This is a genomic window from Timaviella obliquedivisa GSE-PSE-MK23-08B (assembly GCA_019358855.1).
GTDB lineage: Bacteria > Cyanobacteriota > Cyanobacteriia > Elainellales > Elainellaceae > Timaviella > Timaviella obliquedivisa.
In genome coordinates this window covers 134,510-153,623 of sequence record JAHHII010000008.1, presented here as the reverse complement: position 1 = coordinate 153,623, position 19,114 = coordinate 134,510, and the positions used below count along the sequence as shown (strand labels likewise).

Here is a 19,114-nt window from a genome sequence, read left to right as displayed (position 1 = left end):
TAAAGTTATGGAAGAACTGAAGACTGATGTCCTGGTTGTAGGAGGCGGAGCGGGTGGCACTGCTGCTGCACTGCAAGCGGCGCGGCGCGGCGTACAAACGATTTTGGTTAGCGAATTTTCTTGGCTAGGGGGAATGTTAACGTCGGCGGGGGTTTCGGCTCCTGATGGCAACGAGTTACTGGCATTTCAAACGGGCATTTGGGGTGCATTTATTAAAGAACTCCAACGACGGCAGCCGCTGGATCATGGTTGGGTGAGTTTCTTTACCTATTCCCCTAAGATAGGCGCAGAAATTTTTGCCGATTGGGTTAAGACATTACCGAACTTGCGTTGGATTAGTCACCAAACGCCTTTAGAAATAGAGAGGAAAAGTGAAAGGATTACGGCAGTAAGGTTTGCTGATTTTCTCATCCGGGCAGAGGTTATTTTAGATGGAACTGAACTAGGGGATGTGTTAGCGCTGGCGGAAGTTCCTCACCGTTGGGGGTGGGAATGGCGATCGCAGTGGGGAGAGCCGAGCGCGCCAGTTCGAGCCAATGCAATGACTGAGAAGTATCCAGTTCAAGCTCCGACTTGGGTAGTTGTGTTACAGGATTTTGGAAGGGGAGCAGTATCGCCAGAAATTCTTGCTCCAATGGTAGATATGCCTGAAGCGTTTGTGGGAACTGAGGCTAGGTATGGCTGGGAGCAGCTTTTGAGCTATGGGCAATTGCCTGAGCATCAGTTCATGATGAATTGGCCTCAGCAGGGAAACGACTATGGAGTGAATTTAGGGCGGCTGGTCAAATCAGAGGAAGCACGGAAAGAGTTTTTACAGGAGGCTTATTGGCATTCTCAAAGCTTTGCTCGGTTTCTACGAAATCAGCTTGGACAGCGGTATGGACTGGCAGATCATGTTTTTCCTCTGCATGAGGGGTTGGGAGGTGGAGCCTTTGCCTTACATCCCTACTACCGAGAAAGTCGGCGGGTGAGAGGATTGACGATCGCCCGTGAGCAAGATATTTTGCCGATCGCAGGAGGAACTGTAGCTGCTTTACCCCTTAACGAGCATCAACGGTGTGAAGCGATCGCCATTGGCAACTATGCTAACGATCATCACTATCCTGGCTACGACTTTCCCCTTACGCCCAAGTCAATTCGTTGGGGTGGACGCTGGACGGGTACACCTTTCACGCTGCCCTATCGATGCTTGATCCCGGCAGAAACCGATGGGCTATTAGTGTGTGAGAAAAATATTTCAGTATCCCATATCGCCAACGGGGCAACCCGTTTACAGCCAATTGTTTTGGGCATTGGGCAAGCGGCAGGAATGGCGGCAGCCCTGTGTATAGAAAAAGGGTGTCAGCCAAGGGAGTTACCAGTGAATTTGGTGCAAGCTGCGCTATTAGCAGACGCGATCGCTCCTGCTGCGCTGGTGCCTCTATTCAACTTGTCTTCCCATCATCCAGATTGGCAACACTGGCAAGATTACTATCTCAACCATCCTGACAAGTATCCATTAGATGGCAATTGTCCGACTACGTTTTCTGCTAAGACAGTCGTTGCGATCGATGGAAGCTTAACCTTTACCGGAATTTTTCAACGTGGCGCTGACCAAGACTATACGCTTACCGTATCAATGGATTCACCGCAACAAAGATTGGCTTTGGTCACTATTCATCCTGAGGTCAACCAACAGTTAAAAGAATGTTGTGATGGGCAACTTCTTAAAGTCCGAGGACGGCTAAATCGCTCGGGGAATTGGATACTCGTGGAACACTTGAAGGATTTGGAGACGCAGTCCTCTGATAATCTAAGAAAATGACGCAAAACAGACTTTTCTTGTGGCTCCTCAGCTTAACGACACTGATTGTTACGTTATGGCTAAAGCCTGCTGCGGCTCAGACAGGCATCTGTTCGGCGCAGCTTCCAGATAAGATTTCGGCAGTTACCAACCGTCCTGAGTTTCGGCGATCGCGCTGGGGAATTTTGGTGCAAACGCTAGGCGACCCTTGCGGCATCTGCGAAGCAGCGCGCGAGACGCTTTATGCCCAAGATGCCGATCGATTTTTCATTCCAGCTTCCAACTTAAAACTGCTGACGACGGCAGCAGCATTGGAAGTATTGGGCGATCGCTACACCATTCGGACTTCTGTTTACCAAGTGCATTCAGATCAAGTAATACTAAGGGTTGTGGGGCGGGGCGATCCCAGCTTGACAGATATTCAACTCAACCAGTTAGCAAAGCAAATCCGCGATCGCAATATTACCCAAATCGACCAACTGATTGCCGACGATAGTTATTTTCAAGGCGATGCCACCAATCCCACTTGGGAATGGGAAGATGTCCAATCTGGATATGGTGCTCCAGTCAACAGTTTAATTCTCAACGAAAATTTGATCGGCTTGACCTTCTTTCCTCAAAACTTAGGACAACCCTTGCGAATCGTTTGGGATGACCCAGCGGAAGCAACTCGTTGGCAAATCAGTAATCGCTCTAAAACAGTCGCAGCCGCAGCAGAAGAGTCTTTGCAAGTCGGGCGTGATCTAGAACGATCGCAACTCAATGTTCGAGGACAGTTGCGAGTCGGCTCAAGGCCAGAAACAGCAGCGATCGCCATTACTCAGCCCTCCCGCTATTTTCTTCAGCGTTTTAAGCAAGCCCTGCGCCAGTGGAATATTCAGGTCAATCAATCTTTTGTGACCACAGAACGCACTGGAGCCCAGGGAACAGAAATTTCAGCCGTAGAATCTGAATCTCTGCCAGGGCTAATTGCAAAGGTCAATCAAGAAAGTAATAATCTTTACGCCGAAAGCCTGCTCCGAACCTTAGGAATTACCCGATCTCCCCAAGCAAGCTCTAGCTTAGAGGCGGGAGTGGAAGCAGTGAAAAAAGCCTTAACTCAGTTAGGCGTAGATGTGGCAGGCTATAACCTGAGGGATGGATCTGGGGTGTCTCGTCATAACTGGGCAACACCCGAGAGTTTAGTACAGACTCTCCAAGGGATGGGGGCATCACCTCACGCAGTACCCTATCGAAATTCTTTAGCAGTTGCGGGCAGAGTTGGCTCGTTGCAAAATCGATTTCTCAATAGCCCCGTCGCGGGCAAGCTTCAAGGAAAAACCGGGTTTCTCAGTGGCTCAACCGCGCTGTCTGGCTACTTAGAACCACCAGACTATTCTCCCCTGGTATTCAGCATCCTGATTAACCAATTTGACCGACCTGTGGAGGAGATTCAAGAGGCGATCGATGAGATTGTAGAGCTTCTAGCACAACTACAAAAATGCTAGAGCAGAAAGATGCCCTTCCAGGAAGCTAAACCAATCCATGATCCGAAATCAACTCTTCTCGTGCTCCCACTTTGGTAAGCTCTGGGCGACACTTTGAAGGCTGAACCTGATATTTCACCAAGTTCTCTAATTCCTGAAGCTGGCTGATTGCTTCAGCGCCCTCTAATTTCATCAATTCCCGATCATCTCGCATTTCTGTCCAGGTGATTCCGTAGTCAGAAACAAGAAATCGAATGAGATGATTCTCCGCTAAGCTCACCATAAAAGAAGCACTGTTCATTTGACCGCCACAGGTGTAGCAAGAAGCCAAATAGCCTCGACGCTCTAGCACAGTTGCCAAAGCTTGAAGGTTCATCACCAGATCTTGAACAAATTGGCGGTGTTGCTCCGCAAGTCTGAGAAACATACCTGTCCTCCTTTCACCACACGTAACCCTATCATTCTAAATCTATTTAAGTATTTCTTAAACATTTGCCATCTAGGACTGAACCCTTAATCGCTTTGCATTGATTTAGAGTGCTGCTCCGAAGCAATGCCTAATCTATAGTTAAATTAGTTTAATTATAGGTTTGACTGATTCTCTACCAGGGTATCTAACCCCTCAAGATTTAAAGGTATCTACAACAACACTCGAACGGATTCCACAGTCTCTTCTGTGAAAAACGCTGCAAGATTGGGGTAGACAGGGTAGTTGACCCCTTCAACCTAACGTCTTAGGGGCAAATTTGTCGAGACTAGAGAGAATAAACTCTTAAGATCACATTAAAATTTACTCAATTAACCTGCCACCATCCCAAAGCCGGACCCAAAAGACGAATTGTGACCCAGTATGCAACTAACACGCCTATGCCCAACCAGGCACCAAACGTACTCCACTTGACGAATTGAGCAGCTTGTCCTTTTTTAATGGGGACAAAAGGCAATACGTTTTCCTCTTGTCCATATTTATCTCCTAGTGTTTCCTTGCGGCGTTTGGAATCACCCATGACTGTCCATCCTTGTCGCTCTTTATGTTGATGATATCAAGAGATGGATGCTCCTGGGTTTCAGTCTCGTATCTTCAACTCTTCAGGATGGCTGAACAAGCTAGCATCAATATAATTAATTCGGGCTGATGGGCTGAGGGCAGCCAGTACTTGCTGTCCGTAGCTGCGGTGATTGACGCGGTTATCTAGCAGTGCCACAACGCCTTGGGTTTCTCGAATGGGAGCGATCGCCCGTTGCAGTTCGCTCAAAGTTTCGGGCAGCAAATAGAGTCGGAACCAGTCCTGATGCATCTGTTTGTAATGCGCGACTCGTCCTGCCACTAAAGGATCTTCTAACGACGGAATTGGCAGCGTTGTAATGATCAGCAAGTTGGGGGCGGGTAAGACTGCCTGATACTGCCGCCAAAAGCCCCAGCCCGTAATTAAGACACCATGGTCATCTAAGCAGGTTTTTTCGACTTGCACTCGTGAGCCATATTCGGCTGCCAGCATTGATCCCACCTGCGCTTTTAAGGGCACATCTTCGACCAATACAACCGTCAAACCTTGGTTAACGGTGTTAGTTGCTCCTAACAATGCCCGAATTTCTTGCATCAGCACGGGCTGAAATTGGGGCGTATTGGGCATAGGCAATCGATCGGGCACATAGAGTTGAATGAGTTCATTTTGGCGATCGACCGAAAACTTCAGGCAGGTTAAATCGCCTAAGCCCATCTGCTGCCGATAAGTCTTTGCCTCGGTTTCAGGATCTAGTGTGCCACCAATCAATACTATGGGCTGCTGTGACCAAATCGGCTGGAGGTGGGAGCCTACTTCAACAGGACTAGCGTAGAGCAGGAATTGCCCCTGATGTCTGACTAAAGCTGCCCAAAGCATTTGTTCGCCCGTCCAGAGAGCGTGCCCAAACTTCTGCCAGGCACGAGGTAAGTAACTTGATTCTGCTTGAGCCGAATGGCTCTTTTGAAGCGATTGATAGAGTCCGGCTAAAATTTCTTGCTCTTGGAGATCAACCAGGTAGCGATCGTAAGGATTAATCGGATGTTGAAAGATGGAGCGCGTTAGCTGCACTCGAGTATCTCGAATTAGCTCTATTTGTTCCGGGCACGCCATCATCAGAGCGTCCCAATCTTGGGGGTGCAGTTGAGTGGTGAGTTGCTGTCGAGTCCAAGTTTCTAGATCATCTACGCCATCAATAATAGTAGGAATGCCACCTGGGAAGCGCCCCTCATTGTGGAGGCGATCGCTCAACCAAGCTTGAGGAGTCGTGAGGAGCAATCCTTGAAAATCATTGGTAGGGAAGCGATCGCCTGTCAGAATCGCCTTATGAGTCTGAATCCATTGCCGCAACCGAGGAAGCTCTACCATTAATAATCGTTGCTGCACTACCTCCGTTGCTACTAGAACCACAGGCTCCTGCCAAATTAGCAGCGGCATGAGGTAGCTCAGACGATAGCGCCCGTGATAGCCAGAGGGAGCACCCGCCTGAATTAAGGCACTCCGCCCGATGCGCAATGCCCGCGCAATCAACCGCGCCATCGTTAGGTGATGGTGCCAATAAGGCTCACCCTGCTCTCGCAGAAAAGCACGGAGTTGTTGATGGACTTCGACCTCAATCACAAGTTTGCACGCCCTGCTCTACCGAATAGCAATTCTAGATAAAACTCATTGTATTTCTAAAGCCTGGCTCTTGGCTGGGTAAGCGCTGAGATAGTGCGCCAAAAGCCTTTTAGCATCAACCTCCGACACCAGTCGGCACTTTACCATGAACAAAAAGGGTCTGACTCTAACTTCGTTTTTAGGGGCAGGCTCCCAAATGCTTAAGAGAACTCCCCTTTCAAGGGGGGTGATGTTGTATTTGAGAGGGTGAGACATATACACGACTGGATAATACACGACTGGATAAAACAACAAGGAAGGGAAGTCACTTAATCAATTTAGAATCACAGGTTAAAACTAGCGCTTAATGCGCCAAACCTAGATTCTACACTCCTTTCAAAACCAGTTAAAACCAGAAACCTTGTCTGCACCCATCATCATTCAACTAACGCGATCGTTGAAATTAACCGCCTGCGGCAAAAACTGCCATCACGATCACCGACAGCAACAAACCAGGGCTAAGCATCAATATGAGCGTGAATAATTCGCTAAGTTCCATGTCACTCTTCTCCGTTGCGCTCGGAGCGCTGGGCAGTTAAACGTTCCCCCATTGTGGGGTGAGGATCAAATTTGTGCAAGTTCAGAACCGCATTCTAAGATAGACTTTCCCTGTCATCCTCGACAGTTAAGCATTCAGTCAATACATGATGTCGAAACGTTGGAATGCTCTCCGTCAACAGTCAACGCCGTACTTATTTCTGCTGCCTGCCCTACTGGTGCTAGGGCTAACGGTATTCTATCCGGCTATCCAAGCTTTTCTACTCAGCTTTACCCGCTACGAGTATGACATCACCCAGCCACCCCAGTGGATTGGGCTAGAAAATTTTGGGCGGCTATTCAAAGATCAGGTTTTCTGGAAAACCTTGAGTAATACGATCGGTTATCTGATTGGCGTAGTGCCCATTTTGGTGATTGCACCCTTAGGGTTAGCAATTCTGGTTAACCGCAGTATTCCAGGGGTTCAGTGGTTTCGGGCAGCTTATTACACGCCCGTCGTGATTTCGATGGTGGTAGCAGGCATTGCTTGGAGATGGTTGTACTCCGAGACGGGTTTGTTTAATCAGCTATTGATCTGGTTACGTCTTTCTAAAGAAGGGTTACCTTGGCTAACTAGTCCTAAGTTTGCGCTGTTTAGCGTGATGGTGGTCACCATTTGGAAAGGGCTGGGATACTACATGGTGATTTATTTGGCTGGACTACAGTCGATTCCGTCTGATCTCTACGAGGCAGCAGCGATCGATGGTTCTGATGGGTGGCGCAAGCACTGGGACATCACCGTTCCTTTAATGCGTCCCTACCTTTTTCTAGTAGCCGTCATTTCAGCAATTTCAGCGACCAAAGTGTTTGAAGAAGTTTACATCATGACTCAGGGCGGACCTCGGAGCAGTTCTAAAACATTGGTCTACTACGTTTACGAGCGAGCATTCCAAGATTTAGAAATCAGCTATGCCTGTACCATTGGACTCGCCATGTTTTTGCTTATTCTTCTCCTCTCTTCGGTTCGCCTAGCCTTAAGTCGTCAGCCATCCACCATTCTGTAACCTATGTACCATGTCTGACTGGATTTATCCTTACCCTCCCCTCTATTCTGGCATCTTGATCCAACGCTACAAGCGATTCTTCGCAGATATTGAGTTGGATTCTGGAGAAACAATTACGGCTCACTGTCCCAACACAGGTCCTATGACCGGAATTTGTATTCCTGGCAGCCGAGTTCAAGTTTCCCTGAGCAGCAGCCTCACTCGCAAGTTGCCTTACACCTGGGAATTAATTGAGGTGAATGATTTACAGCCAACTTGGGTGGGGGTGAATACAGCATTGCCGAATCGGGTGATCAAAGCAGCTTTAGAAGCACGCCTGTTTCCAGAGTTAGGAGAGTATCAACAAATTCAAGGGGAAGTTCCTTACGGAATTGATAGAAAGAGCCGGATAGACTTTCTACTGACTGGAGAGGATGGGCGATCGCTTTACGTAGAAGTCAAAAATACAACCTGGACGGATGGTCATCTGGCATTGTTTCCTGATTGCGTGACCACGCGAGGACAAAAGCACTTGCGGGAACTGATGGCACTGCTCCCCCGATCGCGATCGGCAATGCTCTACTTAATTAACCGAGGAGATTGTACTCAATTTTCTCCAGGAGATAGCGCCGACCCAATTTACGGCAAGCTTTTACGAGCAGCGATCGCCCTGGGTTTGGAAGTTCTTCCTTGTCGCTTTGATGTAACTCTTGCAGGTCTGCGTTACCTAGGCTTAGCTGAACTAAAGCTTTAGTTGGGAACTTCACCAGTTTACCTAGAAACATTTTTAGTAAAAATAACTATAATAAAAGAATCAAAAGTCTTAGCTAGTCGTTGTAAAGATCTGACTATCCACACAAACTTCCACAAAAAACGTGTTTGCAACCACCCTACCTCACCAAAATTCTGTTACTTTACCTACTGATTTGTTTGCAGCGATCGCCGAGTTAAAGCGCGAGCTTAACGCAGTTGTTCTAGCGCACTATTACCAAGATCCAGATATTCAAGACATCGCTGATTATATCGGCGATTCCCTAGGACTTTCTCAGCAAGCAGCAAGCACCGAAGCCGATGTTATTGTGTTTGCTGGGGTTCACTTTATGGCAGAAACCGCCAAAATTCTCAATCCCCATAAGCTTGTTTTACTGCCCGACCTAAGTGCAGGCTGCTCGTTAGCCGATAGCTGCCCACCCGCTGCCTTTGCCCAGTTTAAGGCGGCTCACCCCAATCATATTGTCATTTCTTACATCAACTGCACCGCCGAAATTAAGGCGATGAGCGATATTATTTGCACCAGTTCCAATGCGGTTAATATTGTTCGCCAAATTTCTAACGACCAGCCCATTATTTTTGCACCCGATCGCAACTTAGGGCGCTACGTTATGGAGCAAACTGGGCGAGACATGGTGCTTTGGCAAGGAAGCTGCATTGTGCATGAAACTTTCTCAGAGAAGAAGCTAGTTCAGTTGCAGATCGAGCATCCCGAAGCTGAAATCATTGCCCACCCTGAATGCGAACCGCCTGTCCTGCGCCACGCCAGCTATATTGGCTCTACTACCGCGCTACTGAACTACAGCCAACGCAGTCCGCGATCGGCTTTCATTGTTGCGACCGAACCAGGCATTATTCACCAAATGCAGAAGCAAGCGCCCAACAAGCTCTTTATTCCGGCACCACCTTTGAATAATTGCGCTTGCAACGAATGTCCTTACATGCGGCTCAATACATTAGAGAAGCTTTACTGGGCAATGAAAACCCGATCTCCTGAAATCACTTTGCCAGAGGAGATTCAGGTTGCAGCACTGCAACCGATTCAGCGGATGTTAGCCATGAGTTGAGAACTGTACTAAAAGACGGGCTAAAGAGTAGCAAAGCGATCGCCCGCTTCAATCAGGGCACTCCGAATTCCGGGTTCGGTCATGGAGTGTCCTGCATCAGGAACAACAATAAACTCGGCTTCAGGAAAGGATTGATGCAATTCCCAGGCAGAAACCATGGGACAAACCACATCGTAGCGACCTTGAACAATCACAGTAGGAATGTGACGAATGCGATCGCACCCTTTCAACAATTGATCTTCTGCCTCTAGAAATCCCTTATTAACAAAGTAATGGCACTCAATTCGTGCAAACGCGTCGGCAAAGTTACTTTCGCCAAATTTTCGCTGCAAATTGGGGTCGAGTAACAACTTGCTGGTGCTTGCCTCCCAAATAGACCAAGCCTTTGCAGCTTCTAACCGGATGCTCGGATCAAGACTCGTGAGCCTTTGATAATAAGCACTAATCAAGTCAGTTCGCTCTTCAATGGGAATAGGCTTTAAGTAACCCTCCCAAGCCTCTGGAAAAATATAGCTTGTCCCTTCTTGATAAAACCAGCGCAACTCCTTTTGCCGGAGCAAGAAAATACCTCGTAGAATCAAACCTTTGCAAGATTCAGGATGGGTTTGGCTATACGCCAGCGCCAGTGTGCTGCCCCAACTGCCACCAAACACAACCCATTGGTTAATGTTCAAATAAAGACGCAGCTTTTCAATATCGCTAACCAAATCCCACGTCGTATTCTCTTCTAGCTCAGCATGGGGAGTACTACGCCCACACCCACGTTGGTCAAACAGAACAATTCGCCATTTTTGTGGATCAAAATACTGCCGATAGATAGGATCAATACCGCCACCTGGACCGCCATGGAGAAAAATAAGCGGCTTGCCATTGGGGTTTCCGGCTTGTTCAAAGTAAAGGGTGTGAAGGTCGGAAACTTTTAGCGTTCCGGTATTGTAAGGAGCGATCGTAGGATAAAGTTCTAGCATCAAATCACATTTCATCATGACCTGCTCAAAAGGATAGAGTATTCTACATCCCTTAGATTTAATCTCTGTGACCATAGCTTCACTGACTGTCGCCCTACCCGAATTTCAGGATGGACAAATCATTTACCTCCAGCATGAAGCAACCCGTCTCTATGCCGAAACCATTCAGATTATCAGTTCTCGGCAACTTTGTTGGGCAAGACCACTAGCACTCATACAATTCCCAGACGCGCTAGACAGTAGTTTCTACAAGCCCTTCATTCTGTATGATCTACGTCACGGCTCAGACCTACTCTTACCCATATCTTTGTTCCGCATCGCCCTAGACATAGAAGCTATTCCAGTCATCGCTCAACTTAATGCACCCAAAAATGACTTGCCCACAGGACAATTGACGGACAACAAAGAGATTCCTTTACCCCTGCTTCAAAACTTTGTTCACCAAGTTTGGCAAACTCATTCAGAACAATTTTCTAAATGATTGATACTCTTTAAAATCATCCAGCGCTATAGGTTAGAAACTAGCTGAATTCGTCCTGCATCCAGTTCTAACATCAGTAGTTCTAGTGCCTCATAATCTACATCTGAGATATAACCTAAACGAGTCAACTCGTAGTTAATTTCATTCTCAATATCGGGAGTAAGCTGTTTAATCGACAGCGCTCTTGCAACTAATTTCCGAATCATGTCAGTAGTTTTCATAATGAATGGCATCACAATACTGTCAGCTACACTCTCTTTGGGCTAAATCTTCCACTAGATAAAGGTCAGTCGGTATGATCGAAGACACTTCTTTTGAATGATGCCGATCACTGGGCTTGCAACTAAGGTAGTTATTTGCTTAGGACTTTAAGTTGTAGCTTTCAACTCAAGCAGTCGTACTTGGGGGATACTCTAAAAATTCTTAGCTTAGTGCGATCGCAAATATTCTGACGCTCTAAATCAATTTGCTTCAGAGCAGTTTGGCACACAAGTATCTTTAGGCATAGATAGATTTTGAGCGCCCGTATGTCTTTATACTTTTTATCTTGATTGGTGACGTTACTGTTGCTGTATAAAAGTAATTGTTTTCAAGCTTACATCGTAACTAACCTAAGTTTTCCTGATCTATCTTTTTAGCCAACGTATTGCATTAAATATCTAGACCCAGTGCAAACTGACGACAACAGAAGAGAAATGTATCGTTAAATACTGGATCACAGAAACACTTGCTCAACACTTCAATTGTAGGAATTTGGTTGGTGAAGATTGTGCAAAGTGACTTTGTTTTTCTGGTCTCTTCTAAAGTTGCAAGGTTATGTTCATTTACATTCATCTACAGTCTCGAAAATCGTTCCTGACTTCTCGTTGCCCCTTCATATCAGAGCCAAACCATGCTAATAATGTCAAACGTCCTTACCCATTCCAAAACGAAAATTGTCAAGCTTCAGGGCAACATTAATGCAGAGAATGCAGCCGAAATAGGGGAGTATTTAGCAGACATAATTTCTGCTCAAGAGAACTCTTCGCTAATGGTCGATATGAGCCAGGTCGTGGCATTAGATAGCGCTGGGTTAATGATATTGGTATCTACCCTAACTTTGGCACAGCATCTCAATAAGCAGTTTGGGCTATTTGGAGTTTCTGCTTCTGTTCGCATCATTTTTGAATTGACGCAGCTCGATCGCGTGTTTGAGATTTCGTCGGAGAGCCAACCCTTCCCAGATCTAGACTTGGTGGCTGCGTAAGAGCTTTTGTTGAGGCTAGTTTAGTTGAATGAACTCGGGGTAGCTCTGTTAATCGTGCCGTTCTTGACTATAGTGGACTATTGAAACCCGTCCATTTAGAGCGTAATTACCGTGGCAGTTGCCGTTGACCAGCTATTAACTTCAGAAATTTCTCGCCCTGCTCGTTATTTAGGTAATGAGTTAGGGGCAGTGCATAAGGCGTGGGAAGCGGCAAAGGTTCACTGGGTTCTGACTTATCCTGAAATGTATGAAGTCGGGGCTTCTAACCTAGGGCACATCATTCTTTATAGTATTTTGAATGTTCAGCCTAGGCAGTCATGCGATCGCGCCTATCTTCCGGCTGCTGACTTGTCTCAGCAACTCCGTGCCACTCAAACGCCGTTATTCGCGGTAGAGTCTAGGCGATCGCTCACCAACTTCGATATTTTGGGCTTTAGCCTCAGCTACGAGCTAGGGGCAACCAATATTTTAGAAATGTTGGACTTGGCAGGCATTCCGCTGACCTGGAAAGAGCGTGATGCGATCGGGGTTTGGAATGTTGAGCAAGGCAGTTATCCGCTGATCTTTGCTGGCGGACAAACTGCCACCTCTAACCCAGAGCCCTATGCCGACTTTTTAGACTTTGTGGCGCTAGGCGATGGCGAAGAACTGCTTCCTGAAATTGGTCTGGTTCTGGAGCAGGGAAAACTGGCTGGCTTAAGTCGGGAAGAACTACTCCTAGATCTGGCACAAGTTCCTGGAGTGTATGTGCCCCGGTTTTACAATATGGCGGCAGATGGCTCGGTGGTGCCGAATCGCTCGGATGTGCCTGAGCGCGTATTGCGACGGGTAGCAACGCCGATTCCGGCATATTCTATTGGATTGGTTCCCTACGTCGAAACAGTACATGATCGATTGACTATTGAAATTCGGCGTGGCTGCACTAGAGGCTGTCGCTTTTGTCAGCCCGGAATGCTGACTCGCCCTGCACGAGATGTGGAACCAACGCAGGTAGTAGAGGCGATCGAGCAGGGAATGCGAGCAACAGGCTACAACGAGTTTTCTTTACTTTCTTTAAGCTGTTCAGATTATCTGGCATTGCCAGCAGTCGGCGTAGAGATTAAAAATCGCCTTAAAGATGACAATATTTCCCTTTCCTTGCCTAGTCAGCGAGTCGATCGCTTTGACGAAAACATTGCCAATATCCTGGGTGGCACCCGACAAGGCGGACTGACCTTTGCCCCCGAAGCCGGAACGCAGCGGATGCGAGACATTATTAACAAAGGGCTGAACAATGAGGAACTATTGCGCGGGGTCAAAACAGCATTTGAGCAAGGCTGGGACAAGGTTAAGCTCTATTTTATGATTGGGCTGCCTGGAGAAACTGACGAGGATGTATTAGGAATTGCCGAAACGCTGCGGTGGCTTCAGCGAGAGTGCGGCAGCCGAGGTCGCAAGCGCATGAGCTTCAATGTAACGATTTCTAACTTTACGCCTAAGCCGCACACTCCGTTTCAGTGGCATTCGGTGTCCAAAGGCGAGTTTAAGCGGAAACAGCGGCTGCTGCGAGAAGAATTCCATACAATTCGCGGGTTGAAGAGTAACTTTACTGACGTGCGAATTTCAGCAATGGAAGATTTTGTGGGACGGGGCGATCGCCGTCTGGCTCCAGTGATTCGTCGCGCCTGGGAGTTGGGCGCAGGCATGGATGCTTGGTGGGAAAGCCTGGAGCGAGCGTATTCTGCGTGGACAGAGGCGATCGCTGAATCTGACCTAACCTGGAAATATCGGCAGGTAGAAAGCGGCGAGTGGAATCTTTTTCAGGAACAAGCAGAGGGTGAGGAATCTATAGCGCCCTCGTATGATGCTCCTTTACCTTGGGATCATATTGATACTGGAATTGACAAAGAATGGTTGAAAGCCGATTTACAGAAGGCACTTGAGGCAGCGATCGTTCCCGATTGTTCGTTTGATGGGTGTTCTCATTGTGGCGTGTGCGGCACAGATTTTGGTCACAACGTAGTCGTGCCGCCGATGCCCATTCCCGAATTCACAGGGCAGTTTGTGCCGAATGTGGAACGGGCACAGCGGGTCAGAATTTGGTTTGGGAAGTTAGGCGACATGGCATTAACAAGCCATCTTGATCTGGTGCGTCTATTTGACAGAGCCTTGCGACGAGCAGCGCTGCCCATTAGTTTTTCGGGTGGATTCCATCCCAGTCCTAAGTTTGCGTTGGCGAATGCTCTGTCATTAGGCATTACGAGTTCAGGGGAAATCATTGATTTTGACCTGACTCGCTCAATGGATGTCGATGAGTTTCGGGCAAAGTTGGCGGCACAACTTCCTCCTACCATGCCCATCTATCAAGTAGAAGAGGTTGCGCTCAAGTCGCCTTCTGCAACGCAGATTTTGGAAAAGGCTGAATATTGGATGACGCTAGGTTCTTCAGAAACTGCCTCTTGGCAAAATTGGGTCGATGCAATTTTGGCGGCAGAGGAGATTACAATAGAGCAGACTACAAAGTCAGGTCAAGTCAAGCGGGTAAATTTGCGCGATCGCCTGTTTGCCCTAGAACTTCTGCCTCCTAATACCGAACTTCCTAAGTTCGTCCCTGCCTTCTCTGCGGCTTGGGCAACCCTCCGCTATGTTGGCAGTTGCCAGAATGATGGAACCTTGTTACGTCCTGAGCACGTCATTTACCTGTTAGAGCAAGTTTCTCAGCAAGAAATTCACTGGGTTCATGCTCATCGTCAACAGCTACTCTTGGCTAAAATTTGAGACATTTTTAAGATTTCTAGAGATTTCTTATTGGAATGTTTTATATCATTGATAGCGTAAGAGTATCTCTGCGTTATAATGCTTTGCAAGAGAAGCTGAATGTGAGCAAAATGTTCAGGTTGCTGCCAGTGGTCTTCGGCATTGCATCTTGAACAAAGTTCACTTCCGCCAAGCCTTTGATTTCAATTCGATCGCTGGGTGTCCTTTTTTGTAGATCAGTCATCTATAAAAAAGCGGGTGGTTCAGTTGCTAACTGCACTATCGCCGTGATCAATCGTCGTGGAACTGTTTGTTCCGTTACATTTTCTAGGGCTTCCCCTACCTAAGAATTGACTCAAGGCAGGCATTAATATGCTTTCCTTCTCACTCTGTCAGAATTTTTCGTAATTATCCCGTACTAAGTTGCAGCATGGATGGCGTTTGTGAAGCCATTGCTTCCATGACTGCCAGTTTTTGAGGAACTTGAATGTCAAAGCAAATTATTATTGCCGAACAGCATCGGATTGCCGCCGTTTTTTCAGAAGATCAAATCCAAGAGTTAATCGTTGCTAAGGGTAGTCATCAGGTTGGAGACATCTACCTGGGCATTGTAGAAAATGTCCTTCCTGGGATAGATGCTGCCTTCGTTAACATTGGTGATAGCGAACGCAACGGATTTATCCACGTCACAGATTTAGGACCTTTGAAGCTGAGAAAGTCGGCGGGCTCAATCACCGAGTTGCTGGCTCCCCAGCAGAAAGTGTTGGTTCAAATTATGAAGGAGCCAACTGGGAACAAGGGTCCCCGGTTAACGGGAAACGTCAGTTTGCCAGGTCGCTACCTAGTCCTCATGCCCTATGGTCGAGGGGTTAATTTGTCTCGGCGGATTAGAAGTGAAGCAGAGCGTAACCGCTTGCGGGCGTTAGCAATTTTAGTGAAGCCTGCGGGCATGGGCTTACTGGTGCGAACGGAGGCAGAAGGGATTCCTGAAGAAGCCATTATTGAAGATTTAGAAACGCTGCAAAAGCAGTGGGAAAATGTGCAGCAAGAGGCTGGAACAACCCGCCCACCCAGTTTACTAAACCGAGATGATGACTTTATTCAACGGGTATTGCGCGACGTTTATGGCAGTGAAGTCAACCGAATTGTGGTGGACTCTAGCACTGGGCTAAAGCGAGTAAAGCAGTACTTGACAAGCTGGAGCGGCGGGAAAACTCCGCAGAATGTACTGATTGATCAACACCGCGATCGCGTTTCCATCTTAGAGTATTTCCGCGTTAATGCAGCCATTCGAGAAGCGCTGAAACCCAGAGTGGATTTGCCTTCTGGAGGTTACATCATCATTGAACGCACCGAAGCCCTGACGGTTATTGATGTTAACTCTGGCTCATTTACCCGCTCGGCAACAGCGCGTGAAACGGTACTTTGGACGAACTCAGAGGCAGCAACCGAGATTGCTCGACAGTTGCGGTTGCGCAACATTGCAGGAGTCATCATTGTCGATTTTATTGACATGGATGCTAACCGTGACAAGCTGCAAGTGTTGGAACAATTTAACAAGTCGCTCCGAGCAGATAAGGCACGACCCCAGATTGCTCAGCTTTCTGAGCTAGGACTGGTGGAGTTGACCCGGAAGCGCCAGGGACAAAACATTTACGAACTGTTTGGACGAGTTTGCACGACCTGTGGTGGGTTGGGACATTTGGTGCACTTGCCCGGTGAAGCGGATTCTTTGGCAGCAGAACCGCTAGAAACCTTCCGGTCTGTGGGGGCGATCGCTGAACCTCGCAGTTTGCCGTCACGAGAGCCTGCACGAGAAGTTTGGGAAAAACCAGGGGAAGATCTGGATCTAGATTCTTCGTCTGATCTGCAAGAGCTAGATTTGGCAAATCATCCCAGCTACTCGCCCAGCAGAGGGAATGAGAATCGTCGCCGTCGCGGTCGAGTACGGGTCGGAGAGCCTATTGCGAGAAATCCGGCGGGTCGTATTACCCCAGCAGAAGTGAACGAGGATCTGAGCGATCGCTTAGAGCAAGATATTGCGGTAGAAGAAACTCCTACGCCCACCCCTCTACCTACTCGTAACCTAAATCGGGAAGCACGCCCTGAAAAAGCAGCGAACGGGCGATCGGCTCGACGCGAACGTCCTCCAGCCGAACCCCCGCAGATAATTTCGGTTGAGATGACTGAGGAAGAGCAGGATGTTTACTCATTTATGGGCATTTCGCCGCTGATTTTATCGGCTGAACCTATTAAAGATCCAAAATCGATTATTGTCGCTGTGGCATTACCAGGGCAGAGTACCCGGATGCCGAATGGAGCCTCTGTCATATTGCCACCTCCTGCTAAGCTCACGGCGGCAGATGTTACTCAAGAAATAGATGAAGCCGATGAAATGGACGAGGTCGATGAGGCGCGTAGGTCTGACTCCGTGCTTTACTTAGAGCCTGATGTTGTGTCTTCTTACACGGCTCCAGTGTTAGTCAAGTCGGTTGAGCCTGAACCTCAAGAGGTTGATCAAGACAATAGTCTTGGAGAGAGTACCGAAGGCAATATTTTTGAAGGCAATATTGCTGAAGAGGGTGTTGCCGAGGAGAGTATTAGCGAAGATAGTGCCGACAATACGCGTCGCCGTCGCCGTCGCCGTTCTTCTACTGCCAGTTAAGCACTATTGCCTAAAGTAGGAAAAAGCGATCGATAAAAGCTTTAGCGCAATGCTGAGGCTTTTATTGTTTGAGGAAGTATGATGACCCGGCAACTCAGTTTTTTGGCACTTTCAGAATTATCAGAGGCTTCTGGGTATAACCCTCACCGAATTGCAGGTGTTGATGAGGTAGGGAGGGGTTGTTTGTTTGGACCTGTTGTAGCGGCGGCTGTAATTTTGCCAGTAGCAGCAGCAGATAGTTTAGTGGCAGCAGGGGTGACTGATAGTAAGAAGCTATCAGCAGCGCAACGATCGCACCTTGCAGAACAAATTCGGGCAGTTGCGATCGCCCATCAAATTGGCATTGCCTCGGTTCAAGAAATCGATCGCCTCAACATTCTTCAAGCTTCGTTGCTAGCAATGAAACGGGCGATCGTCCGCTTGGCAGTGCAACCTGATTTTTGCTGGGTAGATGGGAATCAAAAAATTCCCTATTTGTTGATTCCTCAGCAAACTCTGGTCAAGGGCGACGAAAAATCATTGGCGATCGGGGCGGCTAGTATCCTGGCAAAGGTCTGGCGCGATCGTCTCATGGTGCGCTTGGCAAAGCGATATCAGGGCTACGATATTGCCATGAATAAAGGATATGGAACAGCCAAGCATCGGGCAGGGTTGCAAAAATTGGGGGCCACAGCACAGCACCGCCTGTCGTTCAGCCCTTGTCGCCTTAGTCTGCTTGAGGCAGAAGCCCAGCCGCTGCCGACCAATGAGGATTAATGGCTGTATTATGAACTTCAGCAAGCTGAGCGATCGCCCAATTTCGATAATCAGCTAAAAGCTGATGCATTAGTCGATGGCGAATCGTCAACAGAACACTATGTAGCAAAGCGTTCCCAGTACTTTCTAACAAAGGTTTAGGCGTGAGCCAAAAGAGCGGCGGCATAGCGACCTGCACTTCTAAATCGGCTTTGCCCACCAGATAAGTCACCCCATCAATTTGCTGAGGCGTTAAGCGACCGTTGAGGTTGAGGCTAAATCTTTGATTGATATACTCAACGCCTCGAATTTCGCAGCCCACAGACTTGAGATGAATAGTCCCATCCAACTCTGCCCAAACCTGCATATCAACAATGGGCTGAACGCTAAGCATGATAAAACTAAGGGGCTGCATCTTCAGCCGAAAACACTCAGCGCTCAATTGCTCCGTGCGATTTGAGTCAACTAGCGCTTTGATGAGACGCTGGGGCTGACGCATGTAATTTTGAATGGGAATAGGCTGGTCGGGTACAGCTAGTTCCACCGATTGAGAAGCAAGAAACCGGGTAAGCATATGGGCTAATCATGAAGTGAGGAGTGACTCCTATAAACTAAATTTTACAGGGTTTCCGAGGAATCTACCTTGACAGAAGGAAATACATCGTTTGGAAGAATGCTGGAGACTTAAAACTTAGAGAACGTTAGGGGTTTGCATCAAAATAACGTCCTAGTGGGCGAATGCCCATTCGTCCCTACAGGGTATTGACGGCGAGAATTCATTGGACAAACATGCTCCGGCAACAGCAGGGCGGATGGTCATTCGCCCCTACATAAGATTGATGCAGGCTTAGGTGCAGTTGCCATCGGCGTGTTCTGGGGGCGAATGACCATTCGCCCTTACAGTAGGAGGATTAACGGGTAAGGGCGAATAGTGAAGTTGTGCGGCAGCAGACAACCTTAAACTCTGACCGATAACCTCTGTTCCGTCCGCACTAACGCAGTGTTCGACGGCT

16 protein-coding genes and 1 pseudogene are annotated in these 19,114 nt (G+C 47.9%); 10 read left to right on the top strand and 7 right to left on the bottom strand.

Translation table 11 applies throughout. The annotated features are described in order from the left end of the window. The first annotated feature begins 7 nt into the window (after positions 1 to 7). Positions 8 to 1,804, top strand: a complete 1,797-nt coding sequence (locus KME11_15405) for an FAD-dependent oxidoreductase (protein MBW4516595.1) — start codon at positions 8 to 10, stop codon at positions 1,802 to 1,804. Next, a complete protein-coding gene (gene dacB / locus KME11_15400; GenBank protein MBW4516594.1) occupies positions 1,801 to 3,270 on the top strand; it encodes a D-alanyl-D-alanine carboxypeptidase/D-alanyl-D-alanine-endopeptidase in 1,470 nt (489 codons plus the stop codon). Before KME11_15405 ends, dacB begins: the two co-directional genes overlap by 4 nt. A gap of 94 nt (positions 3,271 to 3,364) precedes the next feature. Here the strand turns inward: dacB and KME11_15395 are convergent. The 3 genes and pseudogenes from KME11_15395 to KME11_15385 all read right to left on the bottom strand — a co-directional run bounded on the left by KME11_15395 (position 3,365) and on the right by KME11_15385 (position 5,873). Then, positions 3,365 to 3,676 (bottom strand): annotated as a pseudogene (locus KME11_15395) (DUF1815 family protein). Between the two features lie 367 nt (positions 3,677 to 4,043). Then, entirely contained in the window at positions 4,044 to 4,256 is a 213-nt protein-coding gene (locus KME11_15390) for a DUF2839 domain-containing protein (GenBank protein ID MBW4516593.1), read from the bottom strand. Positions 4,257 to 4,316: 60 nt separating this feature from the next. Then, the gene (locus KME11_15385) at positions 4,317 to 5,873 is read right to left on the bottom strand and encodes an ATP-dependent DNA helicase (protein MBW4516592.1); all 1,557 of its coding nucleotides are present in this window, start codon (positions 5,871 to 5,873) and stop codon (positions 4,317 to 4,319) included. A 686-nt stretch (positions 5,874 to 6,559) separates the two neighbouring features. Between KME11_15385 and KME11_15380 the strand changes: the two genes are divergently transcribed. The 3 genes from KME11_15380 to nadA all read left to right on the top strand — a co-directional run bounded on the left by KME11_15380 (position 6,560) and on the right by nadA (position 9,270). Beyond that, positions 6,560 to 7,453 (top strand): sugar ABC transporter permease, encoded by an 894-nt coding sequence (locus KME11_15380; protein MBW4516591.1) that lies wholly within the window; start codon positions 6,560 to 6,562, stop codon positions 7,451 to 7,453. A 10-nt stretch (positions 7,454 to 7,463) separates the two neighbouring features. Continuing rightward, the gene (gene sfsA / locus KME11_15375; protein MBW4516590.1) at positions 7,464 to 8,186 is read left to right on the top strand and encodes a DNA/RNA nuclease SfsA; all 723 of its coding nucleotides are present in this window, start codon (positions 7,464 to 7,466) and stop codon (positions 8,184 to 8,186) included. Positions 8,187 to 8,307: 121 nt separating this feature from the next. Continuing rightward, positions 8,308 to 9,270: a quinolinate synthase NadA gene (nadA, locus tag KME11_15370; GenBank protein ID MBW4516589.1), complete on the top strand. Its 963-nt coding sequence runs from the start codon at positions 8,308 to 8,310 to the stop codon at positions 9,268 to 9,270. A gap of 20 nt (positions 9,271 to 9,290) precedes the next feature. Here nadA and pip read toward each other — a convergent pair whose 3' ends face one another. Further along, complete coding sequence (pip, locus tag KME11_15365; GenBank protein MBW4516588.1) at positions 9,291 to 10,238, bottom strand: prolyl aminopeptidase; 948 nt, start codon at positions 10,236 to 10,238, stop codon at positions 9,291 to 9,293. A 67-nt stretch (positions 10,239 to 10,305) separates the two neighbouring features. Here pip and KME11_15360 point away from each other — a divergent pair, with 67 nt between their 5' ends. After that, positions 10,306 to 10,719 carry a hypothetical protein gene (locus tag KME11_15360; protein MBW4516587.1) on the top strand — a complete coding sequence of 138 codons (414 nt, stop codon included), beginning with the start codon at positions 10,306 to 10,308 and terminating at the stop codon, positions 10,717 to 10,719. A gap of 26 nt (positions 10,720 to 10,745) precedes the next feature. Here the strand turns inward: KME11_15360 and KME11_15355 are convergent, their stop codons facing one another. Further along, positions 10,746 to 10,940 carry a hypothetical protein gene (locus KME11_15355; GenBank protein ID MBW4516586.1) on the bottom strand — a complete coding sequence of 65 codons (195 nt, stop codon included), beginning with the start codon at positions 10,938 to 10,940 and terminating at the stop codon, positions 10,746 to 10,748. A 680-nt stretch (positions 10,941 to 11,620) separates the two neighbouring features. Between KME11_15355 and KME11_15350 the strand changes: the two genes are divergently transcribed. Both KME11_15350 and KME11_15345 read left to right on the top strand, forming a co-directional pair. Further along, positions 11,621 to 11,965, top strand: a complete 345-nt coding sequence (locus tag KME11_15350) for an STAS domain-containing protein (GenBank protein MBW4516585.1) — start codon at positions 11,621 to 11,623, stop codon at positions 11,963 to 11,965. Between the two features lie 111 nt (positions 11,966 to 12,076). Beyond that, on the top strand, positions 12,077 to 14,722 hold the full coding sequence (locus tag KME11_15345) for a TIGR03960 family B12-binding radical SAM protein (protein MBW4516584.1): 2,646 nt from the start codon (positions 12,077 to 12,079) through the stop codon (positions 14,720 to 14,722). A 73-nt stretch (positions 14,723 to 14,795) separates the two neighbouring features. Here KME11_15345 and KME11_15340 read toward each other — a convergent pair whose 3' ends face one another. Continuing rightward, complete coding sequence (locus KME11_15340; GenBank protein MBW4516583.1) at positions 14,796 to 14,945, bottom strand: hypothetical protein; 150 nt, start codon at positions 14,943 to 14,945, stop codon at positions 14,796 to 14,798. A gap of 243 nt (positions 14,946 to 15,188) precedes the next feature. On the opposite strand from KME11_15340, the gene KME11_15335 reads away from it, so the two are divergent. Next, complete coding sequence (locus KME11_15335) at positions 15,189 to 17,366, top strand: Rne/Rng family ribonuclease (GenBank protein MBW4516582.1); 2,178 nt, start codon at positions 15,189 to 15,191, stop codon at positions 17,364 to 17,366. An 81-nt stretch (positions 17,367 to 17,447) separates the two neighbouring features. After that, positions 17,448 to 18,122: a ribonuclease HII gene (locus tag KME11_15330; protein ID MBW4516581.1), complete on the top strand. Its 675-nt coding sequence runs from the start codon at positions 17,448 to 17,450 to the stop codon at positions 18,120 to 18,122. Here KME11_15330 and KME11_15325 read toward each other — a convergent pair. Then, positions 18,073 to 18,675, bottom strand: a complete 603-nt coding sequence (locus KME11_15325) for a DUF1997 domain-containing protein (protein MBW4516580.1) — start codon at positions 18,673 to 18,675, stop codon at positions 18,073 to 18,075. The genes KME11_15330 and KME11_15325 overlap by 50 nt on opposite strands. Between the last annotated feature and the right edge of the window lie 439 nt (positions 18,676 to 19,114).

Excerpts from the sequence above, each read along its gene's own strand:
- sfsA (MBW4516590.1), top strand. The coding sequence starts at position 7,464 with ATGTCTGACTGGATTTATCCTTACCCTCCCCTCTATTCTGGCATCTTG.
- KME11_15350 (MBW4516585.1), top strand. The coding sequence starts at position 11,621 with ATGTCAAACGTCCTTACCCATTCCAAAACGAAAATTGTCAAGCTTCAG.
- pip (MBW4516588.1), bottom strand. The coding sequence starts at position 10,238 with ATGCTAGAACTTTATCCTACGATCGCTCCTTACAATACCGGAACGCTA.
- dacB (MBW4516594.1), top strand. The coding sequence starts at position 1,801 with ATGACGCAAAACAGACTTTTCTTGTGGCTCCTCAGCTTAACGACACTG.
- KME11_15335 (MBW4516582.1), top strand. The coding sequence starts at position 15,189 with ATGTCAAAGCAAATTATTATTGCCGAACAGCATCGGATTGCCGCCGTT.
- KME11_15405 (MBW4516595.1), top strand. The coding sequence starts at position 8 with ATGGAAGAACTGAAGACTGATGTCCTGGTTGTAGGAGGCGGAGCGGGT.
- KME11_15325 (MBW4516580.1), bottom strand. The coding sequence starts at position 18,675 with ATGCTTACCCGGTTTCTTGCTTCTCAATCGGTGGAACTAGCTGTACCC.
- KME11_15380 (MBW4516591.1), top strand. The coding sequence starts at position 6,560 with ATGTCGAAACGTTGGAATGCTCTCCGTCAACAGTCAACGCCGTACTTA.
- KME11_15340 (MBW4516583.1), bottom strand. The coding sequence starts at position 14,945 with ATGACTGATCTACAAAAAAGGACACCCAGCGATCGAATTGAAATCAAA.
- KME11_15390 (MBW4516593.1), bottom strand. The coding sequence starts at position 4,256 with ATGGGTGATTCCAAACGCCGCAAGGAAACACTAGGAGATAAATATGGA.
- KME11_15355 (MBW4516586.1), bottom strand. The coding sequence starts at position 10,940 with ATGAAAACTACTGACATGATTCGGAAATTAGTTGCAAGAGCGCTGTCG.
- KME11_15330 (MBW4516581.1), top strand. The coding sequence starts at position 17,448 with ATGACCCGGCAACTCAGTTTTTTGGCACTTTCAGAATTATCAGAGGCT.